The following is a 23,002-nucleotide window of genomic DNA, read 5'->3' as shown; positions in this document are numbered from 1 at the left end:
TTCGGTCAGGGGAACGACGGGATCAGCCGTTGTTCTGGTTGTCCAGCTTGGCGCGCAGCAGGGCGCCCAGGCTGGTGGTACCGGCGGTCTCGCGCTCGTTCGTGGTCGACAGGCGCTGCATCGCTTCCTGCTGGTCGGCGTTGTCCTTGGCCTTGATCGACAACTGGATCGAACGCGTCTTGCGGTCGATGTTGATGATCAGCGCCGAGACTTCGTCGCCTTCCTTCAGCACGTTGCGCGCGTCTTCGACGCGGTCGCGGCTGATTTCGGAAGCACGCAGGTAGCCGGTGACGTCGTCGTTCAGCTGGATCTCGGCGCCGCGCGCGTCGACCGTCTTGACCTTGCCGTTGACGATCATGCCGCGGTCATTGACCGAGGTGTAGCTCGTGAACGGATCGGAGTCGAGCTGCTTGATGCCCAGCGAGATGCGCTCGCGCTCGACATCGACAGCCAGAACCACGGCTTCGACTTCCTGGCCCTTCTTGTAGTTGCGGACCGCGGCTTCGCCCGGCTCGTTCCACGACAGGTCGGACAGGTGCACCAGGCCGTCGATGCCGGCAGCCAGGCCCACGAACACGCCGAAGTCGGTGATCGACTTGACGGGTCCCTTGACCTTGTCGCCGCGCTGCACCGTGGTCGAGAACTCTTCCCACGGGTTGGCCTTGCACTGCTTCATGCCCAGGCTGATGCGGCGCTTGTCTTCGTCGATCTCGAGGACCATGACTTCGACCTCGTCGCCCAGCGAGACGATCTTGCTGGGGGCGACGTTCTTGTTGGTCCAGTCCATTTCGGAGACGTGCACCAGGCCTTCGATGCCCGGCTCGATCTCGACGAACGCACCGTAGTCGGCGATGTTCGTGATCTTGCCGAACAGGCGCGTGCCGTTCGGGTAGCGGCGCGAAACACCGTGCCACGGGTCGTCGCCCAGCTGCTTGATGCCCAGCGAGACGCGGTTCTTCTCGGCGTCGAACTTGAGGACCTTGGCCTGCAGTTCCTGGCCGACCTGAACGACTTCGCTCGGGTGGCGGACACGGCGCCAGGCCATGTCGGTGATGTGCAGCAGGCCGTCGATGCCGCCCAGGTCGACGAACGCACCGTATTCGGTGATGTTCTTGACCACGCCGTTGACGATCGCGCCTTCGGACAGGGTTTCGAGCAGCTTCGCGCGTTCTTCGCCCATCGAGGCTTCGACCACGGCACGGCGCGACAACACGACGTTGTTGCGCTTGCGGTCGAGCTTGATGACCTTGAACTCCATGGTCTTGCCCTCGAACGGGCTCATGTCCTTGACCGGGCGCGTGTCGAGCAGCGAGCCGGGCAGGAAGGCGCGGATGCCGTTGACCAGCACGGTCAGGCCGCCCTTGACCTTGCCGTTCACGGTGCCGGTCACGAACTCGCCGGATTCGAGCGAGTTCTCGAGCGACAGCCACGAGGCCAGGCGCTTGGCCTTGTCGCGCGACAGGATGGTGTCGCCGTAGCCGTTTTCGATCGCGTCGATGGCCACCGACACGAAATCGCCGACCTGGACTTCGAGCTCGCCCTGGTCGTTCTTGAATTCTTCAATGGGCACGTAGGCTTCGGACTTGAGGCCTGCGTTCACCACCACGAAGTTGTAGTCGACACGCACCACTTCGGCGGTGATGACCTCGCCACTGCGCATTTCCGAGCGCTTCAGCGATTCTTCGAACAGGGCGGCAAAGGATTCGCCGCCTTGGTTGGTGGCGGTTTGGGTTTGAGGCATGTGGATTTCCGGGTGCAACTTGCGTTGCGGTTAGGTTGTAGAACCGCTGCCTCGGCGCACGTCTCTTGTTGAGGCAAGAGCGGTGCAGGAGGGGAAGCAGCGGGCCAGCCAAATCAGTTGGGCCTGCCCGCGCAGACTTCAACCGAACTTTCGCGAAGCTTCCCACCAATCCAGCACTGCCTTGACGCATTCGTCGACGGTCAGTGCCGAGTTGTCGAGCACCTTCGCTCCCTCGGCCGGCTTCAAAGGCGAAACCGCCCGGTTCTGATCCCGGGCGTCGCGCGCTTCAAGGTCGGCTCGAAGGTCATCGATACTAGTCGAAATTCCCTTAGAAATCAACTGCTTATGGCGCCGTTCGGCCCGCACGGCAGCGCTGGCGACGACGAACACCTTCAGGTCGGCGCCGGGGAAGATCACCGTTCCCATGTCGCGCCCGTCGGCCACCAGGCCGGGCAGGCGGCGGTGTGACAGTTGCAGCTCGTACAGCGCCTGCCGGACGGCCGGCCAGGCCGACACCTTGGACGCCATCGCGCCGACAAGCTCCTGGCGGAGGTCATCGCTCACATCGCGGCCGGCCAGCCAGATCCGCTGGTCGTGGAACGCCAGCTGCAGGTCGGCGGCGATCTTCGCGAGGCCGGGCTCGTCGGTCTCGGCGACGCCGGCATCCAGCGCCGACAGCGCGGTCGCCCGGTACAGCGCACCGGAATCGAGGAAGTGATAGCCCAGCGCCTGCGCGACCGCGCTCGCGAGCGTGCCCTTGCCGGAGGCGGTCGGGCCGTCGATCGTGATCACCGGCACGCCGGCCGGGCCGGGCTGTGCGACGCCGAACAGCGCCTCGAAGTAGTCGGGGAAGGTCTTCGCGACGCAGCGCGGATCGAGGATGCGCACCGGAACGGCACCGCCCACCAGCGGGTTGAACGCGGCCAGCGAGAAGCACATCGCGACCCGGTGGTCGTCGTAGGTGTGGATGGCGGCCGCGCGCCAGGCGGCCGGCGGCGTCACCTCGATGAAATCCGGCCCTTCGGTGACCGCTGCGCCGAGCTTGCGCAGCTCGGTCGCCATCGCGGCGATGCGGTCGGTCTCCTTCACGCGCCAGCTGGCGATGTTCTCGAGGCGCGTCGTGCCCTGGGCGTACAGCGCCATCACCGCCAGCGTCATCGCGGCGTCGGGGATGTGGTTGCAATCCAGCGTGATCGCCTTCAGCGGCCAGACGCCGCGGCGCACCTCCAGCCAGCCGGGGCCGCTGCGCACGTCGGCGCCCATTGCGCGGGCGGCGTCGATGAAGCGCAGGTCGCCCTGGATCGAATCGTCGCCGATGCCTTCGATGCGCAGCGCCCGCCCGTCGAAGGCGGCGATCGCCCCCAGCGCGACGAAGTACGAGGCCGACGACGCATCGCCCTCGACATGGATGCTGCCGGGCGAGCGGTAGGCGCTGCCCTGCGGGATCACGAAGCGCTGCCAGCCGTCGCGGCGCACCTGGATGCCGAAGCGCGCCAGCAGGTTCAGCGTGATGTCGACGTAGGGCTTCGAGATCAGCTCGCCGTCGACCTCGATCGTCACCGCATGCTCGGCCGACACCAGCGGCAGCGCGAGCAGCAGCGCGGTCAGGAACTGGCTGGAGACGTCGCCGCGCACGCGGATCGGCTGCGCGGTGTTCAGCCGCAGGTCGGCGGCGGCGAGCCGCAGCGGCGGGTAGCCTTCCTGGCCGAGCGAGGTGATGTTGCAGCCGAGCTGGCGCAGCGCGTCGACCAGGTCGCCGATCGGGCGCTCGTGCATGCGCGGCACGCCGCGCAGCTCGAAGCGGCCGTTCTGCGTGGCGGCCAGCACCGCCAGCGCGGCCGTCAGCGGGCGCATCGCGGTGCCGGCGTTGCCGAGGAACAAGCTGGCCTCGCGCGTCGCGAGCCGGCCGCCGAGCCCGGTGATGCGCCAGGCGCTGCCATCGGCCTCGACGCCGCAACCGAGTTCGCGCAGCGCGGCCAGCATCACCTGGGTGTCGTCGGAATCCAGCAGGTCGTGCACCACCGTCGTGCCGGCGCTGAGGCCGGCCAGCAGCAGCACGCGGTTGGAGATGCTCTTCGAGCCGGGCAGGCGGATGCTGCCGCCGGCGGATGCCAGCGGGGGAAGATCGATGAAGGGTGTCGAGAACATGGTCGATGGGCGGCCGAAGGCAGCGCACCATCGCGCTGCGGGGTCAGGAATTCAACGCGAGGAGCCGGGCTTGCCCGCGCCCATCTGCCAGCCGGAGCGCGCTTCGGACGCATTGCGGATCAGCCCTTCGAGCGCCTCCGCGTTGCCGGTCTTGATGACGTGCTCGAGCGCATCCAGCGTGTGCCGGAAGCGCATCGACTGCTTCAGGATCTCTTCGCGGTTCGACATCAGGATGTCGCGCCAGACCTCGGGGTCGCTCGCGGCGATGCGCGTGAAATCGCGGAAACCGGGGCCTGCCAGCGACAGGAAATCCTTGCCGGCCGGCTGCTTCGCGACCGAGCTGAAGAACGCGAAGGCCAGCATGTGCGGCAGGTGGCTGACGGCGGCGAACGCGGCGTCGTGGTTCTCGGCCGTCATGCGCAGCACCTGCGCGCCGATCCCCGACCACACGTCGGTCGCCTTCTGCACCAGCTCGGGCGAGGTCTGCGGCAGCGGCGTGATGATCACCTGCCGCCCGGTGTACAGCGACGCATCGGCATGCGCGACGCCGGCCACTTCCTTGCCGGCGATCGGGTGCGCCGGCACGAACGCGCTGACGCGCTCCTTCAGCACGCGGCGGGCCGCATCGACCACGTCGCGCTTGGTCGAGCCGACGTCCATGAACAGCACGTTCGGCTCCACCAGGTGGCGGATTGCCTTGAAGGTGGCCTCGGTGGCCGACACCGGCACCGCCATCAGCACGATGTCGGAGCCCGACACCGCGAGCAGCGCCGATTCGGCGGCCACGTCGATCACGCCCATCTTGCGGGCGCGCTCGGTGGTGGAGGRCGACTTGCTGTAGCCGACCACGCGCTTGACCAGCCCGGCCCGCTTCAAGGCGAGTGCGAACGAGCCGCCCATCAGGCCGACACCGATCACGCCGAGTTGGTTGAACATGGTCAATGGACGTCGATGGGATAGGTGCCGAGCACCTTGAAGAAGGCGCACACCTCGCGCAGCTCGCTCAACGCGGCTGCGACGTGGGGCTCGTCGGGGTGGCCCTGCAGGTCGACGTAGAAGTAGTACTCCCACTGGCCGGACCGCGCAGGGCGGGATTCGAAACGCGTCATCGAGACGCCATGGCGCTTCAGCGGCACCAGCATGTCGTGCACCGCGCCGGGCTTGTTGGCCACCGACACGATCAGGCTGGTGCAGTCGTGGCCCGAGGCCTTCGGCTGCGGATGCTGGTGCGGGTGGGCGAGTACCRTGAAGCGGGTGCGGTTGTGCGCGTCGTCCTGGATGGCCGGCGCGACGATGTGCAGGCCGAACTCGCTGGCGGCACGTTCGCTCGCGATCGCGGCGATGCTGGCGTCCTGCTGGGCGAGCCGGGCGCCTTCGGCATTGCTCGCGACCGGGCGGCGTTCGACGTTCGGCAGGTGGTTGCTGAGCCAGCCGTGGCACTGCGCCAATGCCTGCGGGTGCGCGCACACGGCCGTCAGGTTCTCGAGCGCGTTCTCGCGGCGCAGCAGGTTGTGCCGCACGAACAGGCTGGTCTCGCCGATGATGAACAGCGGCGTCGTCAGGAACAGGTCGAGCGAGCGCGTGACCACGCCCTCGGTCGAGTTCTCGACCGGCACCACGCCGAAGTCGGCCGAGCCGGCGCTGACGGCATGGAACACCTCGTCGAAGTTGGCGCAGGGCACCTTGACGATCGACGAGCCGAAGAAGCCGAGCACCGCGAGCTCGCTGAAGGTGCCCGACGGGCCGAGGTAGGCGACGCGGGTGGGGGTCTCGAGCGCGCGGCAGGCCGACATGATCTCGCGCCAGATCGGTGCGACGCTGTCGTTGGCCAGCGGGCCGGGGTTGACCTGCTTCAGGCCGTCGATCACCTGGGCCTCGCGCTCGGGGCGGAACGCGACCGAGCCTTCCTTCTTCTTCAGCTCGCCGACGTGCAGCGCGAACTGGGCGCGCTGGTTCAGCAGGCCCAGCAACTCTCTGTCGACGCGGTCGATCTGGGTGCGAAGGGCCAGCAGGTCAGGGTGGGGGGCAGGTGTCGGGTCAGCCATGGCGCGCGGCGAATTCTCGCATGTACGCCACCAGCGCCTGCACGCCGGCCAGCGGCATCGCGTTGTACAGGCTCGCGCGCATGCCGCCGACGCTCTTGTGGCCCTTCAGCTGCAGCAGCCCGCGCTCCTTCGCGCCGGCCAGGAAGGCGTCGTTCAGCGATTCGTCGCGCAGGAAGAAGGGAATGTTCATGCGCGAGCGGCTGCCGGGATCGACGTGGGTCACGTAGAACTCCGAGCCGTCGAGGTAGCCGTAGAGCAGCCCGGCCTTGGCGATCGCGCGCTGCTCCATCGCCGCGACGCCCGCGGCCGCGCCTTCGCGCTGCGCCTTCAGCCACTGGAACACCAGCCCGGCGATGTAGATCGAGTAGGTGGGCGGCGTGTTGTACATCGAGCCGTTGTCGGCCACGGTCTTGTAGTCGAAGGCGCTCGGGCAGATCGGCAGCGCATGGCCGAGCAGGTCGTCGCGCACGAACACCAGCGTCAGCCCGGCCGGGCCGATGTTCTTCTGCGCGCCGGCGAAGGCCAGGCCCACGCGCGACCAGTCGATGGCGCGCGACAGGATGTGCGACGAGCAGTCGATCACGAGCGGTGCCTTCGAGCCGAGCGCGGCGAGGTCGGGCAGCGTGTGCAGCTCGACACCGTGGATGGTCTCGTTGGTGCACACATGCACGTAGCTCGCGTCCGGGCTCAGCGACCAGGTCTCGGGTGCCGGGATGCGGGTGTGCCGGTCGTCGGCATTGCTCGCGGCGACGCGCGCCTGCGCATAGCGCTGCGCCTCCTTGTACGACTTCTGCGACCACGCGCCGGTGACCACGACGTCGACCACGCCGCCGCGCGACAGGTTCATCGGCACGATCGCGTTCTCGGCCAGGCCGCCGCCCTGCATGAACAGGATGCGGAAGTTCGCCGGCACGGCCAGCAGCCCGCGCAGGTCGGCCTCGGCCTGCTCGTGGATGCTCGCGAACTCGCGCCCGCGGTGGCTCATCTCCATCACGCTCATGCCCGAGCCGTGCCAGTCGAGCATTTCGGCCGCAGCCTGGCGCAGCACCTCTTCGGGCAGCGCGGCCGGGCCGGCGGAGAAGTTGTACGGGCGTTGCATCGCGCTCATCCGGTCGGTCAGCGAAGAAGGGTCACGGGAGGGGCGCCTGGGGTCACTTCCCCGCCTTGGAGGCCGCGGGCGCGGCAGGCCTGGCGGCGCGCGGCGCGGCGGCTGCGGGCGCCGATGCGCCGGTTGCGGCCGGCGGCACGCCGAGCGCCGTCGAGATGCTCATGTCGAGCGCCTTCAGCTTCGGGTCCACCGAGGCGCCGGCATCGGCGATCAGCTTCTGCACGAACTTGTCGCTGATCTCGGGCATCGCCTGCTGGAACTTCTTGAAGGCCGGGTTCTCGAGCGTCGCGACCAGCTGCTTCAGTTCGTCTTCGGTGAAGCGCTCGTCGAGCATGCCGGCGAGTGCCGTCTGGCTCAGCGCCAGCGCGCGGTCCTTGACCAGCGGCACCGCCTCGGCCAGGTACTTGCGCACGGCCGCCTGCACCTGCGTCCACATGGCTTCGCGCTTGTCGGCCGGCACGCGCTGCTGCAGGTACTGCTGCGCGGCGTTCGTGAGCTGCATCGCCGGGCGCTCGGCCACCTCGCGGGCGGTGTTCTCGAGCGCCGGCTGCTGCAGCGTCAGCACGCGCTGCACCAGGGCCTTCTTCGCAGGGCTGGACGGCGTGGCGGGGGCCGATGCGGTGGCCGGCGTGGCCGGAGTCGACTGGGCCCAGGCGCCCAGCGCCGTGCTGCCCAGCAGCGCGATCGTGATCAGGTGGCGGTTCATCAGGCTTCCCCTTCCGTCGGGGCGTCGCCCGTGCCATCGCCGGGGGCTTCCCCGGACTCGGTTCCGTCCGCATTGGCATCGTTCTCGACGATGCGCTGCAGGCCGCTCAGTTTCGACCCGCCGTCGAGCGCGATCAGCGTGACGCCCTGCGTTGCGCGGCCCAGCTCGCGGATCTCGGAGACCCGGGTGCGCACCAGCACGCCCTTGTCGGTGATCAGCATGATCTCGTCGTCCGGGCGCACCAGCGTCGCGGCGACGATCTTGCCGTTGCGCTCGGTCTGCTGGATCGCGATCATGCCCTTCGTGCCGCGCCCGTGGCGGGTGTACTCGACGATGCTCGTGCGCTTGCCGTAGCCGTTCTCGCTGGCGGTCAGCACGCTTTGCGTCTCGTCCTCGGCGACCAGCATCGCGATCACGCTCTGGCCGTCGTCGAGCATCATGCCGCGCACGCCGCGGGCGCCGCGGCCCATCGCGCGCACGTCGTCTTCATCGAAGCGCACCGCCTTGCCGCCGTCGCTGAACAGCATCACGTCGTGCTTGCCGTCGGTGAGCGCGGCGCCGATCAGGAAGTCGCCCTCGTCGAGGTCGACCGCGATGATGCCGGCCTTGCGCGGGTTGCTGAATTCGTCGAGCGCGGTCTTCTTGACCACGCCCTGCGCGGTCGACATGAACACGAAGTGGTCGGCCGGGAAGCTGCGGAAGCCGTCGGTCAGCGGCAGCACCACGTTGACCTTCTCGCCCTGCTGCAGCGGGAACATGTTGACGATCGGCTTGCCGCGCGAATTGCGCGAGCCCTGCGGCACCTCCCAGACCTTCAGCCAGTAGACGCGGCCGCGGTTGGTGAAGCACAGGATGTAGTCGTGCGTGTTCGCGATGAAGAGCTGGTCGATCCAGTCGTCTTCCTTGGTCTGCGTGGCCTGCTTGCCGCGGCCGCCGCGCTTCTGCGCGCGGTATTCGGACAGCGCCTGGCTCTTGATGTAGCCGGTGTGCGAGAGCGTCACGACCATGTCGGTCGGCGTGATCAGGTCTTCGGTGCCCAGATCCTGCGCGTTGTGCTCGATCTGGCTGCGGCGCGCGCCGAGCTTGGTCTGGCCGAACTCCAGCTTGATGGCGATCAGCTCCTCGGTGATGATCGTCGTCACGCGCGACGGCGTGGCGAGGATGTTCAGCAGGTCGGCGATCTGCGCCATCACTTCCTTGTACTCGCCGACGATCTTGTCCTGCTCGAGGCCGGTCAGGCGCTGCAGGCGCATCTGCAGGATCTCGCCGGCCTGGTCGTCGGAGAGGCGGTACAGGCCGTCGGCCTGCATGCCGTACTGGCGCGGCAGGCCTTCGGGGCGGTAGGCGTCGCGCCCGCCCGGGGTCTCGCCCTCGGCGCGCGAGAGCATGTCGCGCACCAGCGAGGAATCCCACGACTTGCTCATCAGCGCGGCCTTCGCGACCGGCGGGGTCGGCGAGGTCTTGATCGTCTCGATGAACTCGTCGATGTTGGCCAGCGCCACCGCCAGGCCTTCGAGCACATGGCCGCGCTCGCGCGCCTTGCGCAGCTCGAACACGGTGCGGCGGGTCACGACCTCGCGGCGGTGCTCGAGGAAGATGCTGACCAGGTCCTTGAGGTTGCAGAGCTTCGGCTGGCCGTCGATCAACGCGACCATGTTGATGCCGAAGGTGTCCTGCAGCTGCGTCTGCTTGTAGAGGTTGTTCAGCACGACCTCGGGCACTTCGCCGCGCTTCAGCTCGATCACGACGCGCATGCCCGACTTGTCGGACTCGTCCTGGATGTGGCTGATGCCCTCGATCTTCTTCTCGTGGACCAGCTCGGCCATGCGCTCGAGCAGGGTCTTCTTGTTCACCTGGTACGGGATCTCGTCGACGATGATCGACTGGCGCGAGCCCTTGTCGATGTCTTCGAAATGGCACTTCGCGCGCATCACGACCTTGCCGCGGCCGGTGCGGTAGCCGTCGCGCACGCCGCTGGTGCCGTAGATGATGCCGGCGGTGGGGAAGTCAGGCGCCGGGATGATCTCGATCAGCTCGTCGATCGTGGCCTCGGGGTTCTTCAGCAGGTGAAGGCAGCCGTCGATCACCTCGTTGAGGTTGTGCGGCGGGATGTTGGTGGCCATGCCGACCGCGATGCCGCCGGAGCCGTTGACCAGCAGATTGGGCATCCGCGTGGGCATCACCAGCGGCTCTTTCTCGGAGCCGTCGTAGTTGGGGCCGAAGTCGACCGTTTCCTTGTCGAGGTCGGCGAGCAGCTCGTGCGCGATCTTCGAGAGGCGGATTTCGGTGTAGCGCATCGCCGCGGCGTTGTCGCCGTCGACCGAGCCGAAGTTGCCCTGGCCGTCGACCAGCATGTGGCGCATCGAAAAGTCTTGCGCCAGCCGGACGATGGTGTCGTAGACCGACTGGTCGCCGTGCGGGTGGTACTTGCCGATCACGTCGCCGACGATACGGGCCGACTTCTTGTAGGGCCGGTTCCAGTCGTTGTTCAGTTCGTGCATCGCGAACAGGGAGCGGCGGTGCACCGGCTTCAGGCCGTCGCGCGCATCGGGCAGTGCGCGCCCCACGATCACGCTCATCGCGTAGTCGAGGTACGAGCGGCGCATTTCCTCTTCGAGGCTGATCGGCAGGGTTTCCTTGGCGAACTGGGTCATTCGAGGTCGTCGGCGGAGCCGGAGAAGACGGGCGCTGGCGGGCCCGTGAGCGCAATCCGCGATTCTAATTCGCGGCCGTTGTAGTGCTTGCGCAACATCTGATTCGACTCTCGTAGGACGAAGCCGCGACCCCGGGCCAAAATCCGGGGCGCTAGAGGCCCTATGGCACAATCAGTCGACGGTGGTGGGCGCTCGGAACCGAGGGTTTCACCGTACCTTTCCGATTCCGGTTTGGACGTTTTGCAGGCCATCTGCGACATTCCTCAAGAGGAGAATCATGAAGAAACTGAATAAAGTGGCATCGCTCTTCGCAACCGCCGCACTCGCCGCTTCCGCGTCTGTTGCGTTCGCGCAGTCCAACGGTGCTGACAACTGGGTCAACAGCACCGGCCTTCCCTGGAAGAATGGCTCCAACGAACTCTGCTGGCGTGATGCCAACTGGACGCCGGCGACTGCCAACCAGGCTTGCGACGGCGCGCTGAAGCCGCCGCCTGCACCGGCTCCGGTTGCACAGGCCCCGGCTCCCGCCCCGGCCCCGGCGGCTCCGGCCCCGGTCGCACCGCCCCCCGCACCGGTCGTCGTGCCGGTCGCTCCGGTCTCCGAAAAGGTCACCTTCGCCGCTGACGCTTTCTATGACTTCGGCAAGTCGACGCTGAAGCCGGAAGCCAAGACGAAGCTGGACGACCTGGTCAGCAAGACCTCGGGCGTGAACCTCGAAGTCATCATCGCCGTCGGCCACACCGACGCGATCGGTGGCGACGCTGCCAACCAGAAGCTGTCTGTCGCTCGCGCCGAGTCGGTCAAGACCTACCTGGTGAGCAAGGGCATCGAGAAGAACCGCGTGTACACCGAAGGCAAGGGCAAGAAGCAGCCTGTCGCCGACAACAAGACCGCCGAAGGCCGCGCGAAGAACCGCCGCGTGGAAATCGAAGTGGTCGGTACGCGCAACAAGTGATCGGCCTCGGCTGATGCACCACAAACCCCGCCTCGGCGGGGTTTTTTGTTTTCGCGGGGAATACCTGCTGCGGGGCGATTCCTCTGCTCAGCCTCTGCTTCGAATATGTCAGCCCCGACATGTCAAACTGACGCCCTCATGATCAACGCCGACCCTCAAGAGCTCGCCAAATTCAGCGACCTGGCTCATCGCTGGTGGGATCCCGACAGCGAGTTCCGCCCTCTGCACCAGATCAACCCGCTGCGGCTGGAGTGGATCGACCGGCTCGCTGCGCTGAAGGGCAAGCGGGTGCTCGATGTCGGCTGCGGCGGCGGCATCCTCGCGGATTCGATGGCGCGCAAGGGCGCCGACGTGCTGGGCATCGATCTCGCCGGCAAGGCGCTGAAGGTGGCGCAGCTGCATGCGATGGAAGCCGGCACCACCGGCATCGAATACCGCGAGGTGGCGGCCGAGGCGCTGGCGGCCGAGGCGCCGGGGCAGTTCGACGTGGTCACCTGCATGGAGATGATGGAGCACGTGCCCGACCCGTCGTCGATCGTGCAGGCCTGCGCGACGCTCGCGAAGCCGGGCGGCTGGGTGTTCTTCTCGACGATCAACCGCAATGCGAAGGCGTTCATGTTCGCGATCGTCGGTGCCGAGTACCTGCTGAAGCTGCTGCCGCAAGGCACGCACGAGTACGCGCGCTTCATCAAGCCGAGCGAACTGGCGCAATGGGCACGCAGCGCCGGGCTGGCGCTGGAAGGCACGCGGGGCATGGAATACAACCCGCTGACCGGGCGCTATTGGCTCTCGGCCGACACCAGCGTGAACTACCTGTTCGCCTGCAGGAAGCCGCTGTGAGCCTGCGCGTGAAGGCGGTGCTGTTCGACCTGGACGGCACCCTGATCGACAGTGCGCCCGACCTGGCCGGCACCGGCAACGACATGCGCGCGGCGCGCGGCCTCGCGCCGCTGCCGTTCGAGCAGTTCCGGCCGATGGTGGGATCGGGGGCGCGCGGCATGATCGGCATCGCGCTCGGCGTGGTGCCGGCGGACGAAGGCTTCATCGCGCTGCGCGACGAGTTCTTCGACCGCTACGAGCAGCGCATGACGCAGCACACGCGCGCGTTCGATGCGGTGCCGGCGATGCTGGACGCGATCGAGGCGCTCGGCCTGCGCTGGGGCATCGTCACGAACAAGGCGCAGCGTTTCACGAACCCGCTGGTGAAGGCGCTGGGACTCGATGTGCGGGCCGGCGCGGTGGTGAGCGGCGACACGACGCCGCATTCGAAGCCGCACCCGGCGCCGCTGCTGGAGGCGGCGCGGCAGATGGGCGTGGCGGCGGATGACTGCGTGTACGTCGGCGATGACCTGCGCGACGTGCAGGCGGGGCACGCGGCCGGCATGGCGACGGTGGCTGCGGCCTGGGGCTACCTGGGTGTCGGCGAGCCGGTGCAGGCGTGGGGCGCGCAGCATGTGGTCCATGCCCCAAATGAGCTCTTGAAGCTGCTGGCGATGGCCTAAACTACGCAGTCCTGGGGCCGACCTGGTTTCGACGCGGGTGCGGATTCGGGATAGTGCATGTCGAGCACCAGTTCGCTCGTAAAACCACTGGATCGCATCAACTGCGAACGACGAAAAGTTCCTGCAAGCGGCTTAAACCCCGCCTAAGGGCTACCCCCCGCCGCGTAATACCGGTGGGCTTCGCAACAGCACGTCCATGGGCTGGGCTTGAGGGGCAACCTGAGAGCTGCGAAGTCATTCACATGGAATCGCTCTGAGCCGGGTCACTCGGTTCAAGGGCTAAATCAAGTGACTCGGGATGGGGGTAGCGTGCTGCTGCGCGACCACTGTCCTCAAAACCAAATCAGTCAGCTACACATGTAGATCTACTCGATGATGGCTTGCGGACGCGGGTTCGATTCCCGCCGGCTCCACCAGATGAAGGTCCGACGAGGACCATGAAGTGCAAGAAGCCCTGACGCAGCGATGCGCCAGGGCTTTTTTGTTGCGCGGCACTACCCGTGTGGCGGCGAAGCCGGCGCTCTACACTGGGCCCGCGTCGACACTGGGTGTTTCGTGCGATGAAACTCATTCGGCCGGGATACGGTAGCTGCCGGGCAGAGTGCCTGCTCGGAGCCGGCTTGTGCCTTTTCGCCGCCACGACCGGTGAGGCCTTCGCCCAAGGTGCCGACGACGCAGCCGGGCTGCACCCGCGATGGCTGTGGATCGGCCTGCTCGCCGGCGTGGTCCTGCTGGTCGGCGCCACCGTCATGCTGCTGCGCCTGCGCCTTGCCCATCAACGGCTGGCGGCGCGCACCGCCGAACTCGAACGCAGCCGCAACGCCTTGCAGGCCATCATCGAGAACGTGCCGGCCGCCATCTACGTGAAAGACCTCGAAGGCCGCTACCTGCGCCACAACGCGCTGCTCGCGAGCGTCCTCGGCCATGCGGGCGAGTCGCTGGTGGGCAAGTGCGACAGCGACCTGCTCGACCGGGCCAACGCCGAGCGCATGGCGGTCGAGGACCGGCGCGTCTCCACCCAGGGCCAGGTGCTGCGCGCGGAACATCGCATGCCCGGCGCGGACGGCGAGATGCGCACCTTCCAGACCCATGTCTTCCCCTTGCACGACAGCAGCGGCAGGCCTGACGCCATCGGCGGCATCTCGCTCGACATCTCCGACCTGAAGCGGGCCCAGCACACGGCCGAGTCCGCCACGCGCGCGAAGAGCGAGTTCCTGGCCAACATGAGCCACGAGATCCGCACGCCGATGAACGCGATCCTCGGCATGTCGTACCTGGCGCTGCAGAGCGGGCTGAACCCGCAGCAGTCCAACTACGTCCAGAAGGTGCACGCGTCGGCCGAATCGCTGCTGGGCATCATCAACGACATTCTCGACTTCTCGAAGGTCGAGGCGGGCAAGCTGGACCTGGAGCTCATCCCGTTCAGCATCGGCAGCGTGATGGACAACCTGGCCAACACCGTCGGCCTGCGGGCCCAGGAAAAAGGCCTGGAGCTGCTGTTCGTCGAACCGCCCGATTTGCCGGCCGCACTGATGGGCGACCCCTCCCGCCTCGGCCAGGTGCTGCTCAACCTCGGCAACAACGCCGTCAAGTTCACCGAGCGCGGGGAAGTGCTGGTGTCCATCGAGGTGATCGATCGCGACAGCAGCTCGGTGCAACTGCGCTTCGAGGTGCGCGACACCGGCATCGGCATGACGGCCGAGCAGCAGCACCGCCTGTTCGAGCCGTTCTCGCAGGCGGACGCCGCCACCACGCGCCGGTACGGCGGCACCGGCCTGGGGTTGGCGATCAGCCTGCACCTGGTGCGGCTGATGGGCGGCGAGATCGCCGTCGACAGCGAACCGGGCCGCGGCAGCCGGTTCCATTTCAGCCTGCGCCTGGGCCTGCAAGCCGAGCCGCCCGCGCCGATACCCGCGCTGCGCCACGAGGGCTTGCGCGGTGCCCGCGTGCTGATCGTGGACGACAACGCAGCCGCACGCGAGGTGCTGGCCGGCATGGCCGCTGCGCTGGGCCTGGACGCCGATACCGCGGCCGACGGCACCGACGCACTGCGCAAGGTCGCGCTCGCCGACGAGCGCCACGCGCCGTACCGCCTGCTGTTGCTCGACTGGCAGATGCCCGGGATGGACGGCATGGAGTGCGCGCGCCGGCTCGCCGCGCGCGCCGCGCGGCATCCGACGCCCGCGGTGTTGATGCTGACGGCCTTTTGCCGCGATGAAGTCCAGCGGCGGCTGGAGCAGCAGCACCTGGCCGTCGGTGCCTTGCTGACCAAGCCGATCACGCCGTCGACGCTGCTCGACGCCTGCCTCGCGGCGCTGGACCTCGAATCGCTCCACCCGACGCGCACCGGCCACCGCGAAGCGGCGCTGCAGCGGCACCGCACCCGCCTGAACGGTGCGCGTGTGCTGCTGGTGGAAGACAACGCCATCAACCGCGAGCTGGCGCTCGACCTGCTGAGCCGGGCCGGCGTCGTCGTCAGCGTCGCGTGCGATGGCCAGGAGGCGCTCGACATCCTGGCGCGCCAGGGTTTCGACTGCGTGCTGATGGACTGCCAGATGCCGGTGATGGACGGCTATACCGCGACCCGGATGCTGCGCCAGCAGCCGCACCTGAAGGACGTGCCGGTCATCGCGATGACCGCAAACGCCATGGTCGGGGACCGGGAGAAGGTGCTGGCGGCGGGCATGAACGACCACATCGCGAAGCCGATCCGGGTCGACGAGGCCTTCGCGACGATTGCACGCTGGGCACGCCCCGAAGTGCGTGGCCCTGGCTAGCGAGCCGCTGCGATTTTTTGTTCGACGGCGCAGTGCTGCCGGGCCTTGGTCGCAGCGGGCGCAGCAATCCGCCAGCGACAATTCCCCGCATGAACATGCTCACCCGCATCCTCGCGACCGCGATCCTGCTGGCCGCCCCGTTTCTCGCACTGGCCGAGCCCGGCACCCAGGTGGGCTCGCTCAGTCTGTCTCCCGACGGCCGCTACGTCGCGGGCATCGCCTACGTCAAGACGGCCACGGCCGCCTTCCTGATCGACCTCGAGAGCGATGCGGCTCAGCCACGGCTCCTGGCCAAGCCGGAGCACGATCCGCGGTACCGATCCGCCCTGATCCCGATCGCGGTGAACTGGGTGGCCAACGACCTTCTCGCGGTCGACTACAACAACCGCGAGTCGTTCTCGATCGACCTGTCCGGCAAGCAGGTCGCCACGCTTGGCGAGCGCTTCATCCGGCGCATGAGCAAGACCGGACCGCTGGCCGAATCGGTGTTGGTCTACCGCGACGTCGACGACAACGACATCGATCTGGTGAACGCACGCACCGGCAGCCGGCAGAAGTTCCGCGTCTCGTTGTCCGGCAAGCTCGCGGCCTGGGCCTTCGACGAATCGGGCGAACTGCGCGCGGTCCAGATGATCGATTCGAGCCGCTGGTCCGGCACCGCGAAGATCAGCAACTGGTACCGCCGCGCGTCGACCGAGGACTGGCAACTCCTGCAGGAGTGGCCGGCGAGTGCATTCAACGAGGTCTGGTACCCCTTCGACGTGCTGCCGCAGGCCGATACCCTGGCGGTGGCATCGCGGCAGGGGCGCGACAACTGGGCCGTCTTCAAGTACGACACCGTCTCGCGTCGGCATGTCGAGGTGATGGCGGCGCATGCGCAAGACGACATCCTGCTGATCGAAGGGCTCAACGCGCCGAACGTCGAGCGTGTCATCACCGGCGGCCTGCGCCCGCACACCTACTGGTTCGACGCGCGCTGGGCGGGCCTGCAGACCAGCATCGATGCCGCGCTGCCGGGGCGCACCAACGACCTGCAGGGCGACAAGAACGGGCGTGTGCTGGTCACCTCCTATGGCGATGTCGATCCGGGCCGCTGGTACGTGCTGGACACGCAGACGTTCAAGCTGAGCGAGATCGTCGCGGCGATGCCGAAGATCGATCCGGCTGGCATGCATCCCAAGCAGACGATGCGGTACGCCGCGCGCGACGGCCTGAGCATTCCGGCGTACCTGACGCGGCCCACCGGCTCCGATGCGCCGGCACCCACCGTGGTGCTGATCCACGGCGGCCCGAATGTTCGCGACCGGTGGGAGTGGGACGACGAGGTCCAGATGCTTGCGGACTCCGGCTACGTGGTCTTCCAGCCGCAGTTTCGCGGCTCCACGGGGTTCGGCCGCCGCTTCGAGGATGCCGGCTACCGCCAGTGGGGCCGCAGCATGCAGGACGACATCACCGACGGCGTCCAGCACCTCATCCAGGAAAAGATCACCGATCCCGCGCGGGTGTGCATCGTCGGGGCCAGCTACGGCGGCTACGCGGCGATGTGGGGCGCCATCAAGACGCCCACGCTGTACCGCTGCGCCGCCAGCTTCGCGGGTGTCAGCGACCTGGCCGACATGCTGTCGAGCGGCTGGTGGGACGACTCGACCGTTCTCTCGCGCGAGGTCTCACGCGATCGCATTGGCGACCCCGACAAGAACCGCGGCGCGCTGGACGAGGTCTCGCCGCTCAAGCATGCGGATCGCCTGCGCATCCCGATCTTCATCGCGCATGGCAACCTGGACCGGCGCGTGCTGTTCTCGCAAAGCAAGGCGATGGTGGACGCGCTCAAGCGCGCCGGCCAGCCGGTGGAATGGATGTGGTTCGACGACGACGGGCATGGCTTCTCGTCGACGAAGTCGCGCGTGCGCTACTACACGGCCCTCCTCGAATTTCTCGGCCGCCACCTCGCCGCGAATCCCGCTCCCGCCGGGAAGCCCTGACGCGGCGACGCGTCCGACGAGGCGGTGGCAGCAATTGCGGCCGGGCCTGGCAGGGCTCCCCCGCAAGAGGGTTTGAGGCGCTCGAATCTTGGTCGTACGCTCCCCGCCACTCACGGAGGAGTCCCCCATGACCTTGAAAGCAACCCTCGCCGCCCTGGCGCTCGTGGCCGCTGCGGCGGCTGTCCACGCCCACCCCCGCCCGGGCAACGATGTCCCGACATTCACCGAGATCCGCCGCGCCGTCCACACGGACAGCGTCGTCACGCTGAAGCCGTTGGTCGACGACGCCGACCAGCGCGGCCCGCACCGCATCGAGCTGCTGTCGGCACCGCAGTCCGGCTCGGCCGCCGTCTCGCCCGATGGCCGGCACGTGATCTACGCCGCCCCGGCCACCGCGGGCACCGATTCCTTCACCTACCGCGTCACCGACCGGGGCGGCCTCGCCGTCGAAGGCACGGCCCGCCTGGTGGTCTACGGCGATGCCACGCTGGCCACCTGCCGGCAGGACAGCACCGTCACGCCGGAGGGCGTGCTGGCCACGCGCACCAAGTCCAACGGCTGCGCCTACTACGGCAGCACCACCACCCGCGTCTCGATCGACGGCCCGGTGACGATGGACTACTTCGTCAACTGGCCGTCCGACGGCAGGCCGCCGAAGGCGGTGGTGGTGCTGCTCGGCGGCGGCGACTTCAACATGGCCATCCGCGGCAACCTGGACACCGGCGCCGGCGACGTGACCGGCGGTGCCAACAACTTCGTCGTGCGCACCGCACAACTCGTGGCCGATGCGGGCTACCTCGCCGTGGCGCTGGACCGGCCGGTGCCCGGCCCGCGCCTGGTGCCCGGCTCGACGAACGTGACCACCGCGACCGACTACTACCGCGTGTCGGTCGACCATGCGGTCGACATCCTCCGCGTGCTCGAATCGCTCGGCACCGGCCGCCTGCCCGTGTTCCTGTCCGGCACCAGCCGCGGCGCGATCTCGGTGGTGGCGCAGAACCTCATCGCCACCGGCATCGTCAGCTCCAGCACCGTCACCCTGGACCTCAGTGACGGCACTCACCGCCTGTGGGTGGGCAAGCCTGGCGTGCCCATGTTGCAGCCCTCGTACGTGCGCCGTCCCACGCAGGTGGTGTGGCATGCCGAGGACGGCTGCGCCGGCGTCTCGCCGGCCGGATCGCGCGCGTTCTACGACAGCCTGGTCGCCGCGGGCAACGATGCGTCGTTCAGCATCGGCACCGGCGGCGTGCGCGTCACCACCTCGGGCAACGGCGTGTCGCCCGATGTCTGCGGGCCGCTGGCCTACCACGGCTTCCTGGGCATCGAGAACACGGTCATCGGATCCATCACCGGCTGGCTCGACCAGCGCGTGGCCGCGCTCGGCCGCGACACGCCGCCCCACGCGGCCTCCACCGAGATCCGCACGGCCGCCGGCGTGCCCGCGCAGATTCACCTGTCCCGGCTCACGCACGACCGCGGATGGGGGCCGTTGTCATACGCGTTGCCCGGCACGGCCACCAGCTTCGGCGGCCAGGCGGTGTTGAACGGCCGCACCGTCACCTATACGCCGCCCGTAGGCATGACCAGCGGCGTCGACTACTTCGTCTACGCCGTCACCGACCGGCACGGCGGCGTCGGTGCCGCGGTGGTGACGATTCACATCGGCGACTGAAGGCCTGGTCAGGACGCCGACGCCTTGTTCACCGCGATCGCGGCGCGGAACAAGGCCTTCAGCGCTTCGGCGTCCGGCTTGTCGCCTTCGTGGAAGTCGATCGCGCGGCGCACGTTGCCGTCGAGGCTGGAGTTGAAGAGGCCCGCGGGGTCGGGCACCGAGGCGCCCTTCGCGAAGGTCAGCTTGACGGCCTTCTTGTAGGTCTCGCCGGTGCAGATCAGCCCGTGGTGCGACCAGGCGGCGGTGCCCCATTTCCATTCCTCGGTGACGCCGCGGTCGGATTGCGTGATCAGCTTGCGGAGCTTCGAGAGCATCTCGCCGCGCCAGTCGGCGAGGCCCGCGATCTTCTCGTCGATGAGTTCGGAGGGTGTCGGCATCGCATGATCGTACCGCCTAGACTTCGGCGATGGACATCCATCACGACGATTGGGCAACCCCGTTCGAGCGGGGCAACGGCAACCAGACCACCACCTGGCGCGCCTGCATCGATTTCCACCAGCGGTTGGCGCAGGCGTTCGGTGGGTGGCTGCGCTTCGAAGAGGCCGGAAGATCCGACGCCGGCGTGCCGATCCACGTCGGCGTGTTCTCGACCGACGGCGTCTTCGATCCGCAGGCGGTGAAGGCCGCCGGGCGCCCGGTGTTCTTCAACAACAACGGCATCCACCCTGGCGAGCCCGAAGGCATCGACGCCTGCATGGCGCTGTTGCGCGACCTGTGCCTCGATCCGGCACGGCGCGCGGCACTCGGGCGCACCGTGCTGGTCTACATCCCCGTCTACAACGTCGACGGGGCGCTGAACCGGCAGGACACCAGCCGTGTCAACCAGAACGGGCCGGAGGCCTTCGGCTTCCGCGGCAATGCGCGCCACCTCGACCTGAACCGCGATTTCATCAAGGCCGACAGCCTGAACACCCGCAGCTTCGCGCAGGTGTTCACCCGCTGGGACCCGGACGTGATGGTCGACACCCACACCTCGAACGGTGCCGACTACCAGCACGTGGTGACGCTGATCGCGACCCAGCCCGACAAGCTCGGCGGCCGCACCGGCGCGCACCTGCGCGAGGCGATGCTGCCCGCGCTGTACGCCGGCATGGCGCAGCGCGGCTTCCCGATGTGCCCGTACGTGAACACGCTGAAGGAGATCCCGGACGACGGCATTGCCGACTTCCTCGACTCGCCGCGCTTCTCCACCGGCTACGCGGCGCTGCACCACACGATCGGCTTCATGCCCGAGACGCACATGCTGAAGCCGTTCGAGGCGCGCTACCACGGCACGCGCGCGCTGGTGGAAGCGGCGCTTGCGCACACCGTGGCGCACGGTGACGCGATCCGCGCCGCGCGTGCGGCCGATCGCGCGGCGATCGCGGGTGGCGCGCCGGTCGCGCTCGACTGGCAGCTCGACCTGCAGCGCAGCCGGCCCGTGCGCTTCGGCGGCTTCACCGCGGTGCATGAACCGAGCCGCCTCGGCAGCTACCAGCGCTTGCGCTACGACCGGAAGGCGCCGTGGGAGAAGGACATCGCGTACTTCGACCGCTGGCAGCCCACCGCCAGCGTGCGGCCGCCGCGTGCCTACCTGCTGCCGCAGGCCTGGCACGACGTGGTGCTGCGCCTGCAGGCGCACGGGGTGAGCCTGCAGCGCGTGGCGCGCGCCGACCGCGTGCGGGCCGAGGCCTGCCGCATCGTGCACTTCGAGAAACGGCGGGCGCCGTTCGAAGGCCGGCACCTGCACGATGAGCTGGAGGTCGAGACCGAGGCCCGCCTCTTCGACGTGGCCGAAGGCGACTGGCTGGTGCCGCTCGGCGGGCCGCACGACCGCTTCATCGTCGAGGTGCTGGAGCCGCTGGGCATCGACAGCCTGTTCCGCTGGGCGTTCTTCGACAGCGTGCTCGACAGGAAGGAGGCCTTCAGCGACTACGTGTTCGAGGACGAGGCCGAGCGGCTGCTGGCCGAAGAGCCTGGCCTGCGCGATCGCTTCGAGGCATGGAAGGCGGCCCACCCCGGCTTGCTCGGCGATCGCGATGCGGTGCTCGGCTTCATCTTCCTCGCCGCGCAGCGCTATGCGGAGCCCGAGTGGCGGCTGTATCCGGTGCTGCGCCTGCTCGAGCTGCCGCAAGCCTGAGCTGCCGCGCGCTCGATCAGGGGAGCGGCGTCAGCACGAACGCGTGCTGCTGGCCGCCGATGGTGCCGGTGCCGGCGATCTGCCCCGCATCGTTCAGGTACAGCTTGTCGGCGTTGATGTTCGACAGCCCCGGCACCGCGGTGTTCAGGTTGACCATCACGCCGCCGGCGTAGAAAAACGGCTGCTTCGCGCCGCTGGCGATCGTCRAGTTGCCGACGACCTGGCCCTGCGCATTGACGCCGGTCGCGATGCTGGTGGTGCCGCCCAGCGTGCCCAGGTCTGCCATCGTCGTGCCGTCGTGCAGGAAGGCATGCGTCTGGTTGGCGGCCGTGCGTGCCGAGCCGACGACGTGGCCGTGCCGGTTGATCGCCTTGCCGAGGCTGCTGCTGCCGCCCAGCGTGCCCAGGTCAACCATGCCCTGCGCGCCAAGAAGGAACGCATGGCCGATCCCGGCCGCGGTGGCGCTGCTGCCGGTGACCTGGCCGCTGTCGTTCACCGCGAAGGCATTGCAGAACGTGCCGCCCAGCGTGCCCGGATCGACCAGGCCGCCGCCGCTCGACAGGAAGCAGCGCGACTTGCCCGCGGCGTCGTACGCGGAGCCGACGACCAGCCCGGCGTTGTTGATCGCATACGCCTGGCTGTAGTCGCCGCCGTAGGTGCCCAGGTCCGCCATGCCGGCGGCGGTGGCGAGGAAGGCGTGGTCCTTGCCGTCGGCGCGGCGCGAGTAGCCGGCGAACTGGCCGCTGTCGTTGATCCCGACGACGATCGCGAAGCTGCCGCCCAGCGTGCCCACGTCGGCCACGCCGGCGGGCGACAGCAGCGCGGCATCGGTCGCCGTGCCGTCGGCGCTGAGCACGCTGCCCGCCGCCACGCCGCTGGCATTGACGGCGAGGGCGCGGCCGAGCCCCGGGCTCAGCACGGTCGCGATGCCGGCCGTCCAGATCACCGCGCGGGGCGAACCGTCGGCCGCTTCGGCATAGCCGACGACCTGGCCCGCGTTGTTGATGCCGTCCGCGACGCTGGCGGCGCCGCCCACCGTGCCCAGGTCGGTCAGCGTCCAGCCCGCGGCGCATGCCGACGTGGCGGTCAGCAGCGACACCAGGCCCCCCGCCGCAACCTGCAGCAGCTTCGTCGTCTTCATCGAACCTCTCCCGTGGAACGCCCCGATGGCGCGGCGCCATTCTCGGCCGCGCCCGGCGGAAAGGCACTGCGCGTCAGTGGGATTGCCTTCCCGCCCAGGGTGCTGTCAGCCACGCGAGCCAGCGGGGTCGCCAGGCCAGCGCCTGCGCCACCAGCAGGGCGGATGCCGCCAGCGACATCACCCACACCAGCACTGCCATCGTCACGTGATCGGCGAGCAGGCAGGCCCCGAACGACACCGCCAACGCGGCGCCGCCCAGCACGCGCAGGCCGATCGCGGTGCGCCGGTCCGGCCCGGCCGCGCTGGCGCGCACCTGCTGCCAGTGCACCTCCATCGCCAGCGCCAGCCACGCGATGCCGCCGGCGCTGCACAGCAGTGCGAGGGTCAACAGCAGGCCCTTAGGCATTCGCGGTCTCCGCGTCGTCCGGGGCCGCTGCGCCGGTCTCGGCGAC

At 68.5% G+C, this 23,002-nt stretch carries 17 protein-coding genes and 1 other RNA gene; 8 read left to right on the top strand and 10 right to left on the bottom strand.

Features of this window, described 5'->3' with window-relative positions:
- Nucleotides 1-22: 22 nt before the first annotated feature.
- The 7 genes from rpsA to gyrA form a co-directional block, all read right to left on the bottom strand.
- Complete coding sequence (gene rpsA / locus AC1D1T_RS06190) at nucleotides 23-1,741, bottom strand: 30S ribosomal protein S1 (RefSeq protein WP_052203807.1); 1,719 nt, start codon at nucleotides 1,739-1,741, stop codon at nucleotides 23-25.
- A gap of 138 nt (nucleotides 1,742-1,879) precedes the next feature.
- The gene (locus AC1D1T_RS06185; protein ID WP_477991651.1) at nucleotides 1,880-3,889 is read right to left on the bottom strand and encodes a bifunctional 3-phosphoshikimate 1-carboxyvinyltransferase/cytidylate kinase; all 2,010 of its coding nucleotides are present in this window, start codon (nucleotides 3,887-3,889) and stop codon (nucleotides 1,880-1,882) included.
- 51 nt (nucleotides 3,890-3,940) lie between these two features.
- Complete coding sequence (locus tag AC1D1T_RS06180) at nucleotides 3,941-4,825, bottom strand: prephenate dehydrogenase (protein ID WP_477991649.1); 885 nt, start codon at nucleotides 4,823-4,825, stop codon at nucleotides 3,941-3,943.
- A gap of 2 nt (nucleotides 4,826-4,827) precedes the next feature.
- Nucleotides 4,828-5,934: a prephenate dehydratase gene (gene pheA, locus AC1D1T_RS06175; protein ID WP_477991647.1), complete on the bottom strand. Its 1,107-nt coding sequence runs from the start codon at nucleotides 5,932-5,934 to the stop codon at nucleotides 4,828-4,830.
- A complete protein-coding gene (gene serC, locus AC1D1T_RS06170) occupies nucleotides 5,927-7,033 on the bottom strand; it encodes a 3-phosphoserine/phosphohydroxythreonine transaminase (protein ID WP_477827446.1) in 1,107 nt (368 codons plus the stop codon). The genes pheA and serC overlap by 8 nt, the downstream gene beginning before the upstream one ends.
- Nucleotides 7,034-7,085: 52 nt before the next feature.
- Nucleotides 7,086-7,748: a DUF2059 domain-containing protein gene (locus AC1D1T_RS06165; protein WP_465113997.1), complete on the bottom strand. Its 663-nt coding sequence runs from the start codon at nucleotides 7,746-7,748 to the stop codon at nucleotides 7,086-7,088.
- Nucleotides 7,748-10,402, bottom strand: a complete 2,655-nt coding sequence (gene gyrA, locus AC1D1T_RS06160; protein WP_465113996.1) for a DNA gyrase subunit A — start codon at nucleotides 10,400-10,402, stop codon at nucleotides 7,748-7,750. Before gyrA ends, AC1D1T_RS06165 begins: the two co-directional genes overlap by 1 nt.
- 277 nt (nucleotides 10,403-10,679) lie before the next feature.
- Here gyrA and ompA point away from each other — a divergent pair, with 277 nt between their 5' ends.
- The 7 genes from ompA (at nucleotide 10,680) to AC1D1T_RS06125 (ending at nucleotide 19,290) form a co-directional block, all read left to right on the top strand.
- Complete coding sequence (gene ompA / locus AC1D1T_RS06155; RefSeq protein ID WP_047505854.1) at nucleotides 10,680-11,357, top strand: outer membrane protein OmpA; 678 nt, start codon at nucleotides 10,680-10,682, stop codon at nucleotides 11,355-11,357.
- A 138-nt stretch (nucleotides 11,358-11,495) separates the two neighbouring features.
- Nucleotides 11,496-12,197 carry a bifunctional 2-polyprenyl-6-hydroxyphenol methylase/3-demethylubiquinol 3-O-methyltransferase UbiG gene (ubiG, locus tag AC1D1T_RS06150; RefSeq protein ID WP_477826542.1) on the top strand — a complete coding sequence of 234 codons (702 nt, stop codon included), beginning with the start codon at nucleotides 11,496-11,498 and terminating at the stop codon, nucleotides 12,195-12,197.
- A complete protein-coding gene (gene gph, locus AC1D1T_RS06145; RefSeq protein WP_477826541.1) occupies nucleotides 12,194-12,859 on the top strand; it encodes a phosphoglycolate phosphatase in 666 nt (221 codons plus the stop codon). The genes ubiG and gph overlap by 4 nt, the downstream gene beginning before the upstream one ends.
- Before the next feature lie 13 nt (nucleotides 12,860-12,872).
- Nucleotides 12,873-13,275, top strand: a transfer-messenger RNA (tmRNA) gene (gene ssrA, locus AC1D1T_RS06140).
- A 204-nt stretch (nucleotides 13,276-13,479) separates the two neighbouring features.
- Nucleotides 13,480-15,636 carry a PAS domain-containing hybrid sensor histidine kinase/response regulator gene (locus AC1D1T_RS06135; protein ID WP_477991644.1) on the top strand — a complete coding sequence of 719 codons (2,157 nt, stop codon included), beginning with the start codon at nucleotides 13,480-13,482 and terminating at the stop codon, nucleotides 15,634-15,636.
- Nucleotides 15,637-15,725: 89 nt separating this feature from the next.
- Nucleotides 15,726-17,618, top strand: coding sequence for an alpha/beta hydrolase family protein (locus AC1D1T_RS06130; protein WP_477991642.1), 1,893 nt, complete (start codon nucleotides 15,726-15,728; stop codon nucleotides 17,616-17,618).
- Between the two features lie 127 nt (nucleotides 17,619-17,745).
- Nucleotides 17,746-19,290 carry an Ig-like domain-containing protein gene (locus tag AC1D1T_RS06125; protein WP_477991640.1) on the top strand — a complete coding sequence of 515 codons (1,545 nt, stop codon included), beginning with the start codon at nucleotides 17,746-17,748 and terminating at the stop codon, nucleotides 19,288-19,290.
- An 8-nt stretch (nucleotides 19,291-19,298) separates the two neighbouring features.
- Here the strand turns inward: AC1D1T_RS06125 and AC1D1T_RS06120 are convergent, their stop codons facing one another.
- Nucleotides 19,299-19,667, bottom strand: coding sequence for a DUF1801 domain-containing protein (locus tag AC1D1T_RS06120; RefSeq protein WP_465113988.1), 369 nt, complete (start codon nucleotides 19,665-19,667; stop codon nucleotides 19,299-19,301).
- A 29-nt stretch (nucleotides 19,668-19,696) separates the two neighbouring features.
- Here AC1D1T_RS06120 and AC1D1T_RS06115 point away from each other — a divergent pair, with 29 nt between their 5' ends.
- Nucleotides 19,697-21,409 (top strand): M14 family zinc carboxypeptidase, encoded by a 1,713-nt coding sequence (locus AC1D1T_RS06115; protein ID WP_477826172.1) that lies wholly within the window; start codon nucleotides 19,697-19,699, stop codon nucleotides 21,407-21,409.
- Nucleotides 21,410-21,425: 16 nt separating this feature from the next.
- Here AC1D1T_RS06115 and AC1D1T_RS06110 read toward each other — a convergent pair whose 3' ends face one another.
- Both AC1D1T_RS06110 and AC1D1T_RS06105 read right to left on the bottom strand, forming a co-directional pair.
- Nucleotides 21,426-22,550 (bottom strand): hypothetical protein, encoded by a 1,125-nt coding sequence (locus AC1D1T_RS06110; protein ID WP_477991638.1) that lies wholly within the window; start codon nucleotides 22,548-22,550, stop codon nucleotides 21,426-21,428.
- A 73-nt stretch (nucleotides 22,551-22,623) separates the two neighbouring features.
- Nucleotides 22,624-22,938, bottom strand: a complete 315-nt coding sequence (locus AC1D1T_RS06105; protein ID WP_477838916.1) for a DUF3325 domain-containing protein — start codon at nucleotides 22,936-22,938, stop codon at nucleotides 22,624-22,626.
- Nucleotides 22,939-23,002 lie beyond the last annotated feature (64 nt).

It is taken from the genome of Rhizobacter sp. P2_H3 (genome assembly GCF_056403355.1).
The sequence above is the reverse complement of the archived record's forward strand: the minus strand, read 5'-3'. Positions and strand labels throughout refer to the sequence as shown.